17 protein-coding genes are annotated in these 16,942 nt (G+C 64.9%); 7 read left to right on the forward strand and 10 right to left on the reverse strand.

The features are described from left to right. Positions 1-221: 221 nt before the first annotated feature. The 4 genes from GV035_RS21485 to GV035_RS21500 all read right to left on the reverse strand — a co-directional run bounded on the left by GV035_RS21485 (position 222) and on the right by GV035_RS21500 (position 3,069). Entirely contained in the window at positions 222-659 is a 438-nt protein-coding gene (locus tag GV035_RS21485) for an ExbD/TolR family protein (RefSeq protein WP_159836959.1), read from the reverse strand. Positions 660-668: 9 nt separating this feature from the next. Next, positions 669-1,334 (reverse strand): MotA/TolQ/ExbB proton channel family protein, encoded by a 666-nt coding sequence (locus tag GV035_RS21490; protein WP_159836960.1) that lies wholly within the window; start codon positions 1,332-1,334, stop codon positions 669-671. A 14-nt stretch (positions 1,335-1,348) separates the two neighbouring features. Next, on the reverse strand, positions 1,349-2,146 hold the full coding sequence (dapB, locus tag GV035_RS21495; protein WP_159836961.1) for a 4-hydroxy-tetrahydrodipicolinate reductase: 798 nt from the start codon (positions 2,144-2,146) through the stop codon (positions 1,349-1,351). 128 nt (positions 2,147-2,274) lie between these two features. After that, positions 2,275-3,069 carry an outer membrane protein assembly factor BamE gene (locus GV035_RS21500; protein WP_159836962.1) on the reverse strand — a complete coding sequence of 265 codons (795 nt, stop codon included), beginning with the start codon at positions 3,067-3,069 and terminating at the stop codon, positions 2,275-2,277. Positions 3,070-3,297: 228 nt separating this feature from the next. Here GV035_RS21500 and fur point away from each other — a divergent pair, with 228 nt between their 5' ends. Further along, positions 3,298-3,726 (forward strand): ferric iron uptake transcriptional regulator, encoded by a 429-nt coding sequence (gene fur, locus GV035_RS21505; RefSeq protein WP_159836963.1) that lies wholly within the window; start codon positions 3,298-3,300, stop codon positions 3,724-3,726. A 241-nt stretch (positions 3,727-3,967) separates the two neighbouring features. Beyond that, positions 3,968-4,357 (forward strand): hypothetical protein, encoded by a 390-nt coding sequence (locus tag GV035_RS21510; protein ID WP_159836964.1) that lies wholly within the window; start codon positions 3,968-3,970, stop codon positions 4,355-4,357. A gap of 60 nt (positions 4,358-4,417) precedes the next feature. On the opposite strand, the gene gap is transcribed toward GV035_RS21510, so the two are convergent. Together gap and tkt are read right to left on the reverse strand one after the other, a co-directional pair. Continuing rightward, positions 4,418-5,428, reverse strand: coding sequence for a type I glyceraldehyde-3-phosphate dehydrogenase (gene gap / locus GV035_RS21515; protein ID WP_159836965.1), 1,011 nt, complete (start codon positions 5,426-5,428; stop codon positions 4,418-4,420). Between the two features lie 48 nt (positions 5,429-5,476). Next, the gene (gene tkt, locus GV035_RS21520) at positions 5,477-7,528 is read right to left on the reverse strand and encodes a transketolase (RefSeq protein ID WP_159836966.1); all 2,052 of its coding nucleotides are present in this window, start codon (positions 7,526-7,528) and stop codon (positions 5,477-5,479) included. Between the two features lie 412 nt (positions 7,529-7,940). On the opposite strand from tkt, the gene GV035_RS21525 reads away from it, so the two are divergent. Both GV035_RS21525 and GV035_RS21530 read left to right on the forward strand, forming a co-directional pair. Beyond that, on the forward strand, positions 7,941-8,354 hold the full coding sequence (locus GV035_RS21525) for a VOC family protein (protein WP_159836967.1): 414 nt from the start codon (positions 7,941-7,943) through the stop codon (positions 8,352-8,354). A gap of 64 nt (positions 8,355-8,418) precedes the next feature. After that, positions 8,419-9,156 carry a 16S rRNA (uracil(1498)-N(3))-methyltransferase gene (locus tag GV035_RS21530; RefSeq protein ID WP_159836968.1) on the forward strand — a complete coding sequence of 246 codons (738 nt, stop codon included), beginning with the start codon at positions 8,419-8,421 and terminating at the stop codon, positions 9,154-9,156. 364 nt (positions 9,157-9,520) lie between these two features. Here the strand turns inward: GV035_RS21530 and GV035_RS21535 are convergent, their stop codons facing one another. The 3 genes from GV035_RS21535 to GV035_RS21545 form a co-directional block, all read right to left on the reverse strand. After that, positions 9,521-10,093 (reverse strand): barstar family protein, encoded by a 573-nt coding sequence (locus tag GV035_RS21535; RefSeq protein ID WP_159836969.1) that lies wholly within the window; start codon positions 10,091-10,093, stop codon positions 9,521-9,523. Between the two features lie 15 nt (positions 10,094-10,108). Continuing rightward, positions 10,109-10,630: a ribonuclease gene (locus GV035_RS21540; protein ID WP_159836970.1), complete on the reverse strand. Its 522-nt coding sequence runs from the start codon at positions 10,628-10,630 to the stop codon at positions 10,109-10,111. Positions 10,631-11,050: 420 nt separating this feature from the next. Beyond that, positions 11,051-13,345 carry an NADP-dependent malic enzyme gene (locus GV035_RS21545; protein WP_159836971.1) on the reverse strand — a complete coding sequence of 765 codons (2,295 nt, stop codon included), beginning with the start codon at positions 13,343-13,345 and terminating at the stop codon, positions 11,051-11,053. A 251-nt stretch (positions 13,346-13,596) separates the two neighbouring features. On the opposite strand from GV035_RS21545, the gene thiL reads away from it, so the two are divergent. From thiL to GV035_RS21560, 3 genes are read left to right on the forward strand one after another with little or no spacing between them, the layout of a single operon-like run. Continuing rightward, on the forward strand, positions 13,597-14,592 hold the full coding sequence (gene thiL, locus GV035_RS21550; protein WP_159836972.1) for a thiamine-phosphate kinase: 996 nt from the start codon (positions 13,597-13,599) through the stop codon (positions 14,590-14,592). Then, on the forward strand, positions 14,582-15,127 hold the full coding sequence (locus GV035_RS21555) for a phosphatidylglycerophosphatase A family protein (RefSeq protein WP_201304010.1): 546 nt from the start codon (positions 14,582-14,584) through the stop codon (positions 15,125-15,127). Before thiL ends, GV035_RS21555 begins: the two co-directional genes overlap by 11 nt. Before the next feature lie 39 nt (positions 15,128-15,166). After that, positions 15,167-15,667, forward strand: a complete 501-nt coding sequence (locus tag GV035_RS21560; RefSeq protein ID WP_159836973.1) for a CinA family protein — start codon at positions 15,167-15,169, stop codon at positions 15,665-15,667. Between the two features lie 400 nt (positions 15,668-16,067). Here the strand turns inward: GV035_RS21560 and pyrF are convergent, their stop codons facing one another. Further along, complete coding sequence (pyrF, locus tag GV035_RS21565; RefSeq protein WP_159836974.1) at positions 16,068-16,880, reverse strand: orotidine-5'-phosphate decarboxylase; 813 nt, start codon at positions 16,878-16,880, stop codon at positions 16,068-16,070. Positions 16,881-16,942: the final 62 nt, after the last annotated feature.

Raw genomic sequence — 16,942 nt, forward strand, 5'->3', positions numbered from 1 at the left:
CGATCGGCCGGCGCGACTCGCGCGTTGAACGGCGGAATCGGGCCTGCTCTGATTGACGCGAAACGCGTTCGACGGGCAAAGGGCGATTATACCGTCCGCTACCCGCGTGTCCTGGATTCGTAAAGCCGCTCGGCGGGCGTTTCGCGCCCTTCGCTAGATGTTTGCGCGGCGCGCGGGGAGCCTGCAATTCGGCCAAATGGCATAGGCAGATTCTGAGCGTTTTAGTGTGCAGGCGCGGGCTTCGCCGCCACCGGCTGCGTCACGAAGCCGATCCGTTCGATTCCCGCCTGCTGCGCCGCGCCCATCACCTGCGCGACGATTTCATAGCGCGTGGCGCTCGACGCCCTCAGATGCAACTCCGGCTTCTCCGCCGCCTTGCCCGCCGCGGCGAAGCGCGCACGCATCTCACCGGCGCTGATCGGCGCGTCGTTCCAGTAGAGCTTGCCGGCGTCGTCGATGGAAAGCGTGATGGTCTGCGGCGTCTCGCGCGCCGGCTGCGAGGACACCTTCGGCAGATCGAGCCGGACGGCGTGCGTGAACAGCGGCGCGGTGATGATGAAGATCACTAGCAACACGAGCATGACGTCGATGAGCGGCGTCATATTGATGTCCGCCATCGGCTGGCCGTTGGGCTTGTTGTCGAGTCCGCCGAACGCCATCGCGCGCCCCTATTGCTTCTCGCCGCAAACGAACGCGTGCAGATCGTGCGCGAAGCCGTCGAGTTCCTCGGAAATCTGCCGCACGTAGCGGCCGAGCACGTTGTACGCCAGCACGGCCGGAATCGCGACGACAAGACCGAACGCAGTCATGATGAGCGCCTCGCCCACCGGGGCCGCGACGTTTTCGATCATTGCCTGTCCGCTCGCCGCGATGCTGCCGAGCGCGTGATAGATGCCCCACACCGTGCCGAGCAAGCCGACGAACGGCGCCGTGCTGCCCACCGACGCGAGCAGAACCTGTCCGAATTCGAGCCTGCGTTGCGAGTGCAGCAACGCCTGCCGCAGCGCGCGCAACACACGCTCGTTGCGCTCGACCCGAGCGAGCAGCGCGCCGGGCACTTCCGCTTCGGATGCACGCCACGCCGCTTCGGCGAGCGGCAGATAGACGCGCTCGCGATCGGCGCTGCGCAACGCGCCGATGCCGTCTTTCAGCGTCGACGCCTGCCAGAAACGTTGCAGCGCGTGCGGCCCCTGCCATTTGGCGCGCGCCAGCACCCACGCTTTCACGAGCAAGAAGCACCAGCTCGCGAGCGACATTGCGAGCAGCACGCCCGCAACCGCATGCGTGACGGCATCGCCGCTTTGCAGATAGTGGATAACGCCCGTTGCCGCCATCGCCAGTGAACGCCTCAGCGCAGGCCGAGCACGTCTTGCATGTCGAAGAAGCCCTTTTCGTGCGCGGCGAGAAAGCGCACGGCCCGCAGCGCGCCTTGCGCGTACGAAAGACGGCTCGCGGACTTGTGCGTGATCTCGATACGCTCGCCGATGCCCGCGAACAGCACCGTGTGATCGCCGACGATATCGCCGCCGCGTATCGCCGAAAAGCCGATGGTCGACGGATCGCGCTCGCGGGTCACGCCTTCGCGCGCATAGACGGCGCAGTCGTCGAGGTCGCGGCCGAGCGCGCGGGCCACGACTTCGCCCATGGCGAGCGCGGTGCCGGACGGCGCATCCACCTTATGCCGGTGATGCGCCTCGATGATCTCAATGTCGTAACCCTGCGCGAACTGCTTCGCGGCGAATTCGAGCAGCTTGAGCGTCACGTTCACGCCGACGCTCATGTTCGGCGCGAACACCACACCGATCTTCTCGCCCGCCTGCTTCAACCGCGCCTTCTGCTCATCGGAAAAGCCGGTCGTGCCGATTACCATCTTCACGTTGTGGCGCAGCGCCGCTTCCAGATGCGCGAGCGTGCCTTCGGGGCGCGTGAAGTCGATGAGATAGTCGGCGTCGGCGAATACGCGCTCGATGTCGTCGGTGAGCATGACGCCGGTCGTCTTGCCGAGGAAAGCGCCCGCGTCCTGCCCGAGTTGCGGCACGCCCGGACGGTCGAGCGCGCCGACGAGTTGCGCATCGGGGTCGTTGAGAACGGTTTCGATCAGCATCCGGCCCATGCGGCCCGACGCCCCGGCGATGGCGATCTTCATGGCTGTCTCGTGTTGACCGCGCGGCGAGCGCGGCGGATTGATGCGGCGTCACGCGACAACGCCCGTGACGCCGGTCTGTCCGGCAAGGCGCGCACCGCGCGCCTTGCCGACAAAGCTGCTTCGCCGCGTTACTGCGGCATGCTGAACTGCGCTTGTCCGCCCGCGTTGGCCGGGGTCGGCGATGTGCTGGCGGGACCGACGGCGCTGCTGTCTGGAATCGTGATCGTCTGCGGCTTGCGCTGCAACTGGATCTGCGAATTGCCGCCCACGCTGGCCGCGCCGGGCGCCGCGCCCGCGCTTTGCGGAACGTTCGGGCGCACGGACGACTGCGTTCGGCCAGTCGGCATTTCGACCTGTGCCGTGGCGCGATTGGCGGCCTGCGCGGCTTGCTGATTCGCGTCGCCGGCAAAAGCCGACGCCGTGTTCGGCTGCGTGGACGGTTCGCCGGCCGGCGCCGTCACGGTCGATGCCGACGCCGCCCCCGATGCCGCCGCGACCGCTGCGGGCGCCGCTGCCTTCGCGACCTTCACGCCCTTGTCGCCGTCGATTTCAGCGAGCAGTTCGAGATTGGATGGCAGATTCTCGCCGCCCGACCAGCTCACGACGCGATCGCTCGCGAAGTTCACGATGAAATCGCGCTGCTGCACGACGGCGGTGGAACCGCGCTTGAAGTAGAACACGTAGTCCCAGCGGTCCGCGTGGAACATGTCGGTAAGCAGCGGCGTGCCGAGCAGTTGCTTCACCTGATCGCGCGACATGCCGACCTGCATCTGGCTTGCCGCTTCCTGGGAAACGAAGTTGCCTTGCACGACCGTGATGCGATAGGGCGTGATGCTCTGCGCGATTCTCTGCGTGACGCTGTCGTACGTCGAGCAACCCGCGAGCAACGCGGCGAGGGTTGCTGCGATGATGGTTCCCCGCATGCGACGGCTCTCCCTGCAATTCGATAAAAATTTTGAGATCATTTCACCTTTCGCGCACAGCGCCGGTAACACTGATAACGCCGCGCTCCTCGTCCCGTTCTCAGTCCGTCCCGCGCGGCTTCCGCGTGGGTTGCGCGCGGTTTCAGCGTGCTTTCCGTATGAGATGTCAGGATTCGGAAAAACGCATTACTATGAGAACCTTGAATTGTACTCTAGGGATGCCTAGCCATGACCAATCCCTCCGATCTGAAAAATATCGGGCTCAAGGCGACCCTGCCCCGCCTCAAGATTCTGGAAATCTTTCAGCACAGTCCGGTGCGCCATCTGACCGCTGAAGACGTGTATCGCAATCTGCTCAACGAGGAGCTCGACATCGGGCTCGCTACCGTGTATCGCGTGCTCACGCAGTTCGAGCAAGCCGGCCTCTTGTCGCGAAGCAATTTCGAGTCGGGCAAGGCGGTGTTCGAGCTGAACGAAGGCTCGCACCACGACCATCTGGTTTGTATCGACTGCGGCCGTGTCGAAGAATTCTTCGATGCCGAGATCGAGCGCCGTCAGCAGTCCATCGCGAAGGAACGCGGCTTCAAGCTGCACGAGCACGCGCTCGCGCTCTACGGCGCCTGCACGAAGGAAAACTGCCCGCACCGCAAGCATTGAGCGGCATGCGCCCGGTCGGGCGCGACGTGCGAAAACCGCCGTCCATCGGCTTCGATGGGCGGCGGTTTCGTTTCGTCCGTATGCGGCGCAATCGGCGATTGCTGTTCATCGCGTCGCGAGCCCGGCACTTCCTGCGACCGCCGATGTCATAGGAACGGCCGCGAGCGATCGATAGCCCTTCATGGCTTCAATCTGCTTTCCGCGGACCTGCACATCGCGAACGTCAAAAGGAGTAACGTCAATGGACGTGCAACAACTCGTATCGGAATTCCTGTCCTCGTCGCACGGGGCGCAAGCCACGCAGGCGCTGACCGATCAGGGCTTCAGCCAGGAAGATAGTCAGCAAATGCTTAGTACGGCTGCGGAAACGGCGCACGCGCACGCCGAAGAACAAAGCCAGGGTTTGTTGGGCGACCATCCCGGCAAAAGCTTCTTCGCCGCGTTCGCCGCGGGGCTCGTGCGCGGCGACGGCTTCTTCAAGTCGCTCGAAGACGGTGGCGAAGGCGTGCTGACCGGACGCATCGCCGAATCGATCGGCGCGCGCATGGGCCTCGATCCGGGCACGGCGTCGACGGTTGCGGCGGCCGCCACGCCTTATGTCATATCGTTCCTGCGCCAGCGGTTCGCATAAAAGCGCGCAAAAAACAAAGCCGCTCCGAGGAGCGGCTTTGTCGTTTCAGCGGGCTAGAACTTACTTCGCGTTCGCGAGCGCCACAGCCGTATCCAGCATGCGGTTCGAGAAGCCCCACTCGTTGTCGTACCAGCTCGACACCTTCACGAGACGGCCCGACACCTTGGTGAGCGTTGCATCGAACGTGGACGAAGCCGGGTTATGGTTGAAGTCGATCGAAACCAGCGGCGCGTCGTTGTAGCCGAGAATGCCCTTCAACTCGCCTTCCGACGCTTCCCTCATGATCTTGTTCACTTCCTCGACCGTCGTGTCGCGCGCCGCGATGAACGACAGATCCACCACCGACACGTTGATGGTCGGAACGCGGATCGCGTAGCCGTCCAGCTTGCCGTTCAGCTCCGGCAGCACGAGACCGACCGCCGACGCCGCGCCCGTCTTTGTCGGAATCTGGCTGTGCGTGGCCGAGCGCGCGCGGCGCAGGTCTTCGTGATACACGTCGGTCAGCACCTGATCGTTCGTGTACGCGTGGATCGTGGTCATCAGCCCGTTGACGAGTCCGATCTTGTCGTTCAGCGGCTTGACGAGCGGCGCGAGGCAGTTCGTCGTGCACGAAGCGTTCGAGATGACCGTGTCCGATGCCTTCAGCACGTTGTGGTTCACGCCGTACACCACGGTCGCGTCCACGTCCTTGCCGCCCGGCGCGGAAATGATGACCTTCTTCGCGCCGCCCTTGATGTGCGCGCTCGCCTTTTCCTTCGTCGTGAAGAAGCCGGTGCACTCCATCACCACGTCTACATTCAGCTCGCCCCACGGCAGTTCGGCCGGGTTGCGGATCGCCAGCACACGAATCTTGTCGCCGTTGACGACGAGGTAATCGCCGTCCACCGACACGTCGCCCGGGAACTTGCCGTGCGCGGTGTCGTACTGCGTGAGGTGCGCGTTCGTCTTGGCGTCGCCGAGATCGTTGATGGCGACGATCTCGATATCGTGCTTCTTGCCGTTCTCGTAGAAGGCGCGCAACGTGTTGCGGCCGATCCGGCCGTAGCCGTTGATTGCAACGCGAATCGTCATGATCTATCTCCTTGGCTTAAAAAACCTTGCTTCGCTGCACGCGGATGCTTACGCCGCCAGAACGGCCTTCGCCGTTTCGACCACGTGCTCCACCGTGAAGCCGAAGTGCTTGAAGAGCGCCCCGGCCGGCGCGGACTCGCCGAACGTGTCGATGCCGACCACGCCGCCTTCGAGGCCCACGTACTTGCGCCAGAAATCCGTCACGCCCGCTTCGATCGCTACGCGCGCCACGCCCTTCGGCAGCACGCGCTCGCGGTACTCGGCATCCTGCTTGTCGAAGAGATTCGTGCAGGGCATCGACACGACGCGCGCGCCGATGCCTTCCTTCGCGAGCGCCTCGACGGCCTGCATCGCGAGCTGCACTTCCGAACCCGTCGCGATCAGGATGATTTTGCGCGCGGGAATGTCGTCGTTCCAGTCGACGAGCACGTAGCCGCCCTTCGCGATATTCGCGATCTGAATGTCGTTGCGCGGCGAGAATTGAAGATTCTGGCGGCTGAAAATCAGCGTCGACGGCCCTTCGTGTTCGATGGCATGCGTCCACGCGACGGCCGTTTCCACCGTATCCGCCGGGCGCCACGTCTGCAACTGCGGAATCAGGCGCAGGCTGGAGACGTGCTCGATCGACTGGTGCGTCGGACCGTCTTCGCCGAGACCGATGGAGTCGTGCGTGAAGACGAAAATCGAGCGCGATTTCATCAGCGCGGCGACGCGCAGCGCGTTGCGGCTGTAGTCCGAGAACGTCAGGAACGTGCCGCCGAACGGACGGAAGCCGCCATGCAGCGCGATGCCGTTGATGGCCGCGCTCATGCCGAACTCGCGCACGCCGTAATTGATGTGGTTGCCCCACTGGATGCCCGCGTGGCCCGCGTTGGCGTTCTCCGCGTCGCCGGCCGCGCGCACCGCTTTCGACGCCTTCCAGTTCGTGAGGTTGGAGCCGGTCAGGTCGGCCGAACCGCCGAGCAGTTCCGGCAGCGCGGCAGCGAGCCCTTCGATGGCCTGTTGCGATGCCTTGCGCGTCGCGACGGTTTCCGCGCGCTGGTTCGCGTCCTCGATGATCTTCGCCGCGCTCGCTTTCCAGTCGGCGGGCAGCTCGCCCTTCATGCGGCGCGTGAACTCGGCGGCTTGCTCGGCGTACTTCGCGCGATAGGCGTCGAACGCCTTGTTCCATTCGCCTTCGACGCGTGCGCCCTGCTCCTTGCCGTCCCATGCCGCATAGACTTCCTGCGGAATCGTGAACGGCTCGTACTGCCAGCCGATCGCCGCGCGCGTCGCCGCGATTTCGTCGCCGCCGAGCGGCGCGCCGTGCGCGTCGTGACCGCCCGCCTTCGTCGGCGCGCCCTTGCCGATGACCGTGCGGCAGCAGATGAGCGTGGGCTTGTCGGATTGCTTCGCGGCGGCGATGGCGGCGTCCACGGCGTTCACATCGTGGCCGTCCACGCCGCGAATCACGTTCCAGCCGTACGCTTCGAAGCGTTTGGGCGTGTCGTCGTGGAACCAGTGTTCGACGTGACCGTCGATGGAAATGCCGTTGTCGTCGTAGAGCGCGATCAGCTTGTTCAGCTTCAGCGTGCCGGCGAGCGAACAGGCTTCGTGCGAGATGCCTTCCATCAGGCAGCCATCGCCCAGGAACACGTACGTGTAGTGATCGACGATCTTCGCGTCCGCCTTGTTGAACTCGGCGGCGAGCAGGGCTTCGGCGAGCGCCATGCCGACCGCATTGCCGACGCCCTGACCGAGCGGGCCCGTGGTCGTCTCGACGCCCGGCGTGATGCCCACTTCGGGATGGCCCGGCGTCTTCGAATGCAACTGGCGGAAGTTTTTGATCTCGCTCATCGGCAGGTCGTAGCCGGTGAGGTGCAGGAGCGCGTACAGCAGCATGGAGCCGTGACCGTTCGACAAGACGAAACGATCGCGGTCGAACCAGTGCGGATTCGACGGATTGTGCTTCAGATGGCGCGACCACAGCGCGACGCCAATCTCGGCCATGCCCATGGGCATGCCGGGATGACCGGAGTTGGCTTGTTGCACGGCATCCATGGCGAGCGCGCGGATCGCGTTGGCCATGAGGGCGGTCGGGCTGGAAGTCGGGATCGTCATGTCGGGTGTCGGCGGCTACGGAAGCGTGAGGCAGTGCTTTGAAGCAGTGCTGAAATGATCCACGGTGCTTCTTGCCGCTGCCTGTAGCCGGTGCTGGCACCGGACGCCGGACCCGCGGCACACCGCGTTTTCAGTACCGGAACGACGAGAAACGACGAGGATCGGGAGGCGGTCATTCTAACAGACCGGTCCGATTGACAGGCGTGCGACACGGCGCCGAACGTGCGGCTCCCGGCGTTCGCGGGCATCTTCCGTGCAGCCGCGCGTGTCCGGCGGCGCCGTGTGAAGCCGCACATTCGGCGGCACATCGGCCGCCGGTGCGCGCAAATGCGGCCCCGCGCCGCGGCCCGTCCGCGCGTCATGGCAAAATGCCCTCACTGCCACGAGCAAAAGGCTTCAAGGAGTGCTTTCGATGACCGACCCTCGCCCCGCCGACGTCCCCTGGCTGACGCCCTATCTGACCGTGCGCGATGCGCGCGTGAGCATTGCGTTTTACGAAAAGGCGCTCGGCTTTGCGGTACGTGACAGCGTGAATGACGACGGCACCATCATCCATGTGGAGATGACGTATCGCGGGCAACTGATCCTGATGTTCGCGCCGGAGGGCGCGTACGGATCGCAGGCGCGCACGCCGAAGAGCGCGGGGCACATGGCGCCGCAGTCCTTCTATCTGTATGTCGACGATGTCGACGCCACCTTCGCGCATGCGCTCGCCGTTGGCGCAAAGGCGCTCATCGAGCCGCAGGACCAGTTCTGGGGCGACCGCTTCGCGCAGATCGAAGATCCGGACGGCTATCGCTGGGCGATTGCGCGCCATCTTCGTTGAACTTGCCGCAAGGCGCTATCCGCGGACCGTGCGTCCGTGATCGACCTGTCCGTGATCGCCCTCCATGCCACGTTTTTTCGTTGACGGCCCGCTCGCGGCGGGCGCGACCCTTTCTCTTCCCGACGAAGTCGTTCGCCACGTGCACGTGCTGCGCCTTCAGATCGGCGACGCGATCACGCTCTTCGACGGAAGCGGCGGCGAGTATCACGGCGCGCTCGTCGAGATCGGCAAACGCGCGGCGCTCGCGCGCATCGACGCGCACAGCGAACGCGAAGCGGAGCCGCCGTATCGCGTGACGCTCGCGCAGGGCGTCGCGGGCGGCGACAAGATGGACTGGCTGATCGAGAAGACCGTGGAACTGGGCGTCGCGCAGATCGTGCCGCTCACGGCGGAGCGCGGCGTCGTGCGGCTGGCGGGCGAGCGCGCGCTGCGGCGTCAGGCGCACTGGCAGGCGCTCGTGCGCGCGGCATGCGAGCAATGCGGACGCAATCGCGTGCCGGAAGTGGCCGCGCCGCGCGATGTCGCCGCATGGCTCGCGGCATTGCCGGACGCAGCCGATGGCGAATTGCGGCTGCTGCTTTCGCCGCGCGCCGATGTCTCGTTCGCCGCGCTGCCTGGCGAACCGCCGCGCGGTCAGGTCACGATCGTGATCGGTCCGGAAGCCGGCTTTTCGCCGAAAGAAGAGAGCGAGATCGTCGCGGCGGGGTTTGCGGCGCTCGGTCTCGGACCGCGCGTTCTGCGCACCGAGACGGCCGGTATCGCGGTGCTCGCGGCGCTGGCCGCGCGCTGGGGCGGATGGTAAACCCGCGCCGCTCGACAACGGCGCGCATGCATCGACCGGCGGACAGGCGACCGTCTGGCGCGGCGTCGATTTCGCGTTGATTTCGCGTCGATTGCGTCGGCGTGCGGCTACGCGCCGGCGCTCGACGGCGACGACACCGCTGAGCCGCTATCAAAGAGAAACAGCCCGATGACGGGCTGTTTTCTCAACGGCTGGAAAAGGGGCTTCAGTCCCGCGCAACCTGACCGACCCAGACAACCGCCGTGCTCGCGGCGCTGGCCGCGCGCTGGGGCGGATGGTGAACCGCGCCGAGCCGCTACCAAAGCAAAACAGCCCGATCACGGGCTGTTTTCTTAGCTGGAGAAGCGGCTTCGGTCGAGCGGGATCAAACAAACGAATAAAACACGCGGAACGCCACGCGCCGCTCGGCCCAGAATTCGGCGGCATCGCGGAACACGTCGAGCAGCGTCTCGCGCCCTTCCTTGTCGAATTTCTGCGCGATAGGCAACTGCTCCAGCACGATCACGAAGCCCGGCTGCGAGCCCGCGCGGTGAACGAGGTCGGTCAGGCAATCGTAGAGCGCGTCGTAGTTCTTCCCGAAATGCTTGGGAAACAGGAACGAAGTCGCGATGGTCTCCAGCACTTCCTGTTTGCTCTGCGCCTGGCCGAGATACGCATACAGAAAATGCTGGCGGAGGCGGTTCGCCTCGTCAGCGAGTTCCTGCACGCGGAACGCGCGAATCGACTGCACGATGTTCGGCCGCACCGTTGCGAACAAAGACTCCGACTCGTCGTGCGGATGCGCCGCCGGATGCTCGTTCGGATTCGGCTCGTCATCGGGTCTGTTGTCGTGTTCTGTCATGCGTAGCCGCAATACTCGCTGGAACAGGTTGCCGTCGCCGGTTGCGAAAAAATCACCCGCGACGCCGTTGTCGTGCGCGTAGATGTTGTCGCTCATGCCGTTAATCCCTCGTTATCCCGCAATGCGTTTAAAACTGGCGTAGTGGTCGTCCGAGTAATAACAATCGTCGATCTGCCGCTTGGCGCCGCCGCATACGATCCGGCGCGCGCCGCGATCCCGCGCTCGCGGCGTGGGGACCGTGTATTCGTGGTAATAACCGCGCGCATGCCGTGGCAGCAAGCGTTCGCGGTTGCCGAACACGACGCCGTCTTTCTCGTAAGGGAAAGGCCCGCCCGCCTGGATCAATTGCAGTGTCTCAACCGCCTGCCTCGGCAATCGCGCGACCGCCACGGTTGCGAAGCCGTCGTTGCGTGCCTGCCGGGTCTCGATGGTGGAAGGCCGGCCGGCGTCCGGCTGAATCTTCGCCGGGTCGACCACATTCGCCGGCGCTCCCGCCTTGGCCTGTTCCGCCGCATTCGCCGCATTCGCCGACGTTGCCGTGTCGGCCGCGCCGCTCCGGGAGTCGTCTTTGCCGCAGCCGCCCAGAATGACGCCGAGTGCGACGATGCAGGCAAGTGCCGTTGCACGCTTCACGAAACGAATGTCCCCGCGATGAACCGAAAATGCGACAACCACGAAAGATGTAAGGGTATCGCTAATGCCAGAGCGAAGCAACGTTCGGCGGGAATTCGGAATTTTTTTCTCAACTCTGCCCGTGCGCAGGTCGAACGACTGAGAAAAAGCAACCACAACTAGCCCGAATCTGAGTGATTTTTAAACCGCTCAAGATAATAATTGACGTGCTGGGAACGGAAACCTTTGGACAAGCTGCCTCACTTGTCGTCAGTTTCACGGCATGCGCTCCATGTCGAATGCCCTGCGTCTTTAGGGAACAGCAAATTCCCCCTTGCTCATGCCCCGGCGTGCCGCGTTCGCGGCACGCTTTTTTTTGCCCGAAAAAAAAACGCGGCGGGATGGATCCGCCGCGTCAGGCTTCAGGGGTGAGCGAAGCGGTCAGCGCGCCGCCGAAGCGTCCGCCACCAGCAGCGCCGTCATATTGACGATCCGCCGCACGGTGGCCGAGGCCGTCAGCACATGCACCGGCTTGGCCGCGCCGAGCAGAATCGGCCCGATCGCAATATTGTTGCCCGCCGCCGTCTTCAGCAGGTTGTACGAGATGTTCGCCGCGTCAATGTTCGGCAGGATGAGAAGATTCGCGTCGCCTTCCAGCGTCGATTCAGGCAGCACTTCGCGGCGCAGACGCGCGTCCAGCGCCACGTCGCCATGCATTTCGCCGTCCACGTCGAGATCGGGCGCGCGCTCCTTCAGAATGGCGAGCACGTCGCGCATCTTCTGCGCGGTCGGCGCGTTGCTGGTGCCGAAGTTCGAATGCGACAGCAGCGCGATCTTAGGCATGATGCCGAAGCGTTTCACTTCTTCCGCCGCGAGGATCGTGATTTCGGCCAGTTGCTCGGGCGTCGGATCGACGTTCACGTGCGTATCGACCAGAAAAATCTGGCGGCCCGGCAGCACGAGCGCGTTCATCGCCGCGTACACGTTGCAGCCGTCCTTCTTGCCGATCACCTGATCGATGAAGTGCAGATGCCGATGCGTCGTGCTCACCGTGCCGCAGATCATGCCGTCGGCTTCGCCCTTCTTGACGAGCATGGACCCGATCAGCGTGGTGCGGCGGCGCATTTCCAGCTTCGCCATCTGCTCGCTGATGCCCTTGCGCGCCATCATCGTGTAATAGGTCTGCCAGAAGTCGCGGTAACGCTCGTCGTGGTCCGTGTCGACCACCGTGAAATCGACGCCCGGCGTGAGCCGCAGGCCGAACTTCGTGATGCGCTGGTCGATGACCGCCGGACGGCCGATGAGAATCGGCTTCGCGATTTTCTCGTCGACCGCGATCTGCACCGCGCGCAGCACGCGCTCTTCCTCGCCTTCCGCGAATACGATGCGCTTCTTCTCCGCCTCCACGCTGCGCGCAAGCTGGAACACCGGCTTCATCGTCGTGCCGCTGTGATAGACGAACTGCTGCAAGTGCTGCTCGTACGCGTCCATGTCTTCGATCGGACGCGTCGCCACGCCGCAATCCATCGCGGCCTTCGCCACCGCCGGCGCGATCTTCACGATGAGACGCGGATCGAACGGCTTCGGGATCAGATAGTCCGGCCCGAACGACAAGTCCTGAATGCCGTACGCCGTCGCGACGATATCGCTCTGTTCCTGGCGCGCGAGTTCGGCGATCGCGTTCACCGCGGCGATTTCCATTTCCTTCGTGATGGTCGTCGCGCCTGCGTCGAGCGCGCCACGGAAGATGAACGGGAAGCACAGAACGTTGTTGACCTGATTCGGATAGTCCGTGCGGCCGGTGGCGAGCACCGCGTCCGGACGCACCTCCAGCGCGAGTTCCGGCAGAATTTCCGGCGTCGGATTGGCGAGCGCGAGAATGAGCGGCTTCGCGGCCATGCCCTTCACCATCTCCTGCTTGAGCACGCCGCCGGCCGACAGACCGAGGAACACGTCCGCGCCTTCAATCACTTCCGCGAGCGTGCGCGTGCTCGTTTCGCGGGCGAAGCGTTCCTTGTCCGGGTCCATCAGTTCGACGCGGCCTTTGTAGACGACGCCGGCCAGATCCGTCACGAAGATGTTTTCGAGCTTCATGCCGAGATCGACGAGCAAGTCGAGACACGCGAGCGCCGCCGCGCCCGCGCCCGAGGCGACGAGCTTCACTTCGCCGATATCCTTGCCGACCACCTTGAGCCCGTTGGTGATGGCCGCCGCGACGACGATGGCCGTGCCGTGCTGGTCGTCGTGGAACACGGGAATCTTCATGCGCTTGCGCGCCTCGCGCTCGACGATGAAGCAGTCCGGCGCCTTGATGTCTTCCAGATTGATGCCGCCGAAAGTCGGCTCCAGCGCGGCGATCACGTCCACGAGCTTGTGCGGATCGGTTTCGTTCAGCTCGATGTCGAACACGTCGATGCCGGCGAACTTCTTGAAGAGCACGGCCTTGCCTTCCATGACCGGCTTCGAGGCGAGCGGCCCGATGTTGCCGAGCCCGAGCACCGCCGTGCCGTTCGACACGACGCCGACGAGATTGCTGCGCGCCGTGAAGCGCGCGGCGTTCAGCGGGTCTTCGACGATCGCCTCACACGCGAACGCCACGCCCGGCGAGTACGCCAGCGCGAGATCGCGCTGGTTGATCATCTGCTTGGTCGGGGCGATCGCGATTTTGCCGGGCGTCGGAAACTCGTGATAATCGAGCGCGGCTTCGCGCAACTTCATATTGGCGGGAGTCGTCATAAGGCGGGCTAGCAGTGCGGGAATTAGAATGGAACTTCGAACGCATTGTAGCGCCAATCCAGCCCCGCTTTCGCGCGCAGTCCATGCAATTCAGCTACAAGTGCCGTGACCGGAGAACGCCTGATCGCCCGGCGGGGCAAGGCTTTCGACACATCATTCCGTTTTTTCGAGACATGCGGCGGCGCCCGAAGGCGCAGTCGTTGCCGCGCCGTCTTTCTCTTGCACTGCACAAATAACTCACTTCCCCGACGATGCTTTCCGAGTTCTCCCTGATCGATCGATACTTCGCCCGCCGCGCGAAAGCGCCCTCGCCGAGACAGGGCGACGCGCCGCTCGGCATCGGCGATGACTGCGCGCTGATCGCGCCGCCCGCCGGCCATCAACTCGCGATCTCGACCGACATGCTCGTCGCCGGCCGCCATTTCTTCCCCGATGTCGATCCGCACGCGCTCGGCCACAAGGCGCTGGCGGTGAACCTCTCCGACCTCGCCGCGATGGGCGCGAAGCCGCACGCATTCACGCTCGCGCTCGCCTTGCCGCGCGCCGACGAAGCGTGGCTCGCCGCGTTCAGCGACGGCATGTTCGCGCTGGCCGAACGCTTCGACTGCGCGCTCGTGGGCGGCGACACGACGGGCGGGCCGCTCAACATCTGCATCACCGTATTCGGCGATATCGCGCACGGCGCGGCGCTGCGACGCGATGCAGCAAAACCCGGCGACGACATCTATGTGTCCGGCGTCCTCGGCGATGCCCGCGCAGGTCTCGGCGTCATGCGCGACGAATGGGCCGCGCCGGACGAAGCGAGCGCGTTGGCATGGAAGCGCGCGCTCGAACGGCCGGAGCCGCGCGTCGCGCTCGGGCTCGGTCTCGCGCTCGGCGGCATCGCGCATGCGGCACTCGACATCTCCGACGGCCTCGCGGGCGACCTCATGCATATCCTCGCGCGCTCGGGCGTCTCGGCAACCGTCGATGCCGACGCCGTGCCTTGTTCGGATGCCGTGCGCGCCCTGCCGGAGCCCGCGCGCCGCCAATGCACGCTCGCGGGCGGCGACGACTACGAACTCTGCTTCACCGCGCCGCGCGCGGCACGCGATGCGGTGGCGCGCGTCGGCGAGCGGGTGGGCGTGCCGCTCGCGCGCATCGGTACAATCGATTCCGCGGGCGTGCCCGCCATCGCCTGGCGCGACGGCGCGGGCGCGCCGCTCTCCCTGACGTTGCAAGGCTTCGACCATTTCCATGCAGATTGAACCCAACGCCGCGAGCGAATCTCCGCCGCCGCGCTCCCCGTCCCCGGCCAAACCGCGCAAGGCGAGCGCGCGTTTCATGCTCACGCATCCGCTGCACATTTTGTCGCTCGGCTTCGGCAGCGGGCTTTCGCCGATTGCGCCCGGCACCGTCGGCACGCTCTTCGCGTGGGCGTCGTTCGGGTCGCTCAACCGGCATCTGACGGTGGCGGAATGGGGCGCGCTGATCGCCGTCGGCTTTATCGCCGGATGCTGGTTTTGCGGCTTTACCGCGAAGAAGATGGGCGTCGCGGACCCGTCGCCGGTCGTGTGGGACGAGATCGTCGCGTTCTGGCTCGTGCTGCTGGTGGTCACGCCCGCGACGTTCACCGGGCAGTTGTGGGCGTTCATCGTGTTTCGCTTCTTCGACATGGTGAAGCCGCCGCCGATCCGCTATTTCGACCGCCATCTGAAAGGCGGCTTTGGCATCATGTTCGATGATCTCGTCGCCGCGTTCTTCAGCCTGCTCGTGATTGCGCTGTGGCGCATGACCCTATGACCGTATGACGTTTCATTTTCCTGTCTGCGAGACACCGCCATGCCAACCGATACCGTCGTTCATCAACTCGCGATCCGCGTCGGCAACAAACTGCGCGACGAACGGCTGATGCTCGCCGCCGCCGAATCGTGCACGGGCGGCATGGTGGCGGCCGCGATCACGGACATTTCGGGCAGCAGCGCGTGGTTCGAGCGCGGCTTCGTGACCTATTCGAATCTGGCGAAAACGGAGATGATCGGCGTGCCCGCTGCCTTGATCGAGCAGCACGGCGCGGTGAGCGAACCCGTCGCGAAAGCGATGGCCGAAGGCGCGCTGCGCAACAGCCGCGCGCAGGTCTCGGTGTCGATCACGGGCGTCGCGGGTCCCGCTGGCGGCAGCGAAGCGAAGCCGGTCGGCACGGTCTGCTTCGCGTGGAGCAATCGCCTGCACACCGCGTTCGAGACGCAGCATTTCAAGGGCGATCGTGAACAGGTGCGTACGCAGGCCGCGGCGCATGCGTTGAGGAGACTGCTCGATTTTTTGGATCAGCGCGAGCGGTGAACGGGCGCCGCGCGTAGCAGCGGTCGCGGCGCATGCGCGGCGGAAGCGGCTCGGGTTTATGGATCAGCGCGAGCGATAAGCCGTCGCCGCGCACGTCAGCGGTCGGAATCCCTGCGAAAGCTGCTCGGCTTTCTATAGAAACGCGAGAGTTACGGCACCGCCGCGCACGTTAGCGGTCTGCGCCCGAACCCTGCGAAAAAGCCGCTCAAACCTCCTGCATCAGCGCGAGCGGTGAACGCGCGCCGCACATCAACCGTAGCGGCGCACGCGCTGCGAAAGCCGCGCGGCTTTCTGAATTAGCCGGGCGATAAGCGCCACCGCGCACATGAGCGATCGGAAACTCCGCGAATGCCGCCCGACTCCCCGCATCACCGCGAGCAACAAACCCGCGCCGCACGCATCACCGATACGCGTTGATCGTATCCCGCGTCTTCTTCGCGGCTTCGGCCGCCGCGCTCGCGTAGTCGTCGCCCTTGCCGGCATAGAGGATGGCGCGCGACGAGTTGATCAACATGCCCGTGCCGTTCGCGGTGCGGCCCGCGCGCACGGTCGCTTCGACATCGCCGCCTTGCGCGCCGATGCCCGGAATCAATAACGGCATGTCGCCCACGATGCCGCGCACCGCTTCGATTTCCTTCGGAAACGTCGCGCCGACGACCAGCCCCAACTGCCCGCTCGCATTCCACTTTTCTGCGGCGAGCTGCGCGACGACCTGATACAGCGGCTTGCCGTCCGTCGTGAGGAACTGCAGATCGGACCCGCCCGCGTTGGACGTGCGGCACAGCACGATCACGCCCTTGCCTTCATGCGCAAGGTACGGCTCGATCGAATCAAAACCCATGTACGGATTCACCGTCACCGCGTCCGCCTGGTAACGCTCGAACGCTTCCTTCGCGTATTGCTCGGCCGTGCTGCCGATATCGCCGCGCTTCGCGTCGAGAATGACCGGCACGCCCGCGTGCTTCTCGTGGATGTGCGCGATCAGGGCTTCGAGCTGATCCTCCGCGCGATGCGCGGCAAAGTACGCGATCTGCGGCTTGAACGACGACGCATACGGCGCGGTGGCATCGACGATGGTCTTGCAGAATTCGAAGATCGCGTCCGCCCGGCCGGCGAGCGCGCCCGGAAACTTCGACGGCTCCGGATCGAGGCCGACGCACAGGAGCGATTGCGTGCGCGACCACGCGGCGTTGAGCGACTGGATAAAAGACATGGGAAGGGTCGGAAGAAAGCGATGCCACGCATTTTAACGTGCGCGGCATCGCTGCCCGATGG

The sequence above is a fragment of the Burkholderia sp. 8Y genome, from assembly GCF_902506145.1.
Classification (GTDB): Bacteria; Pseudomonadota; Gammaproteobacteria; order Burkholderiales; family Burkholderiaceae; genus Caballeronia.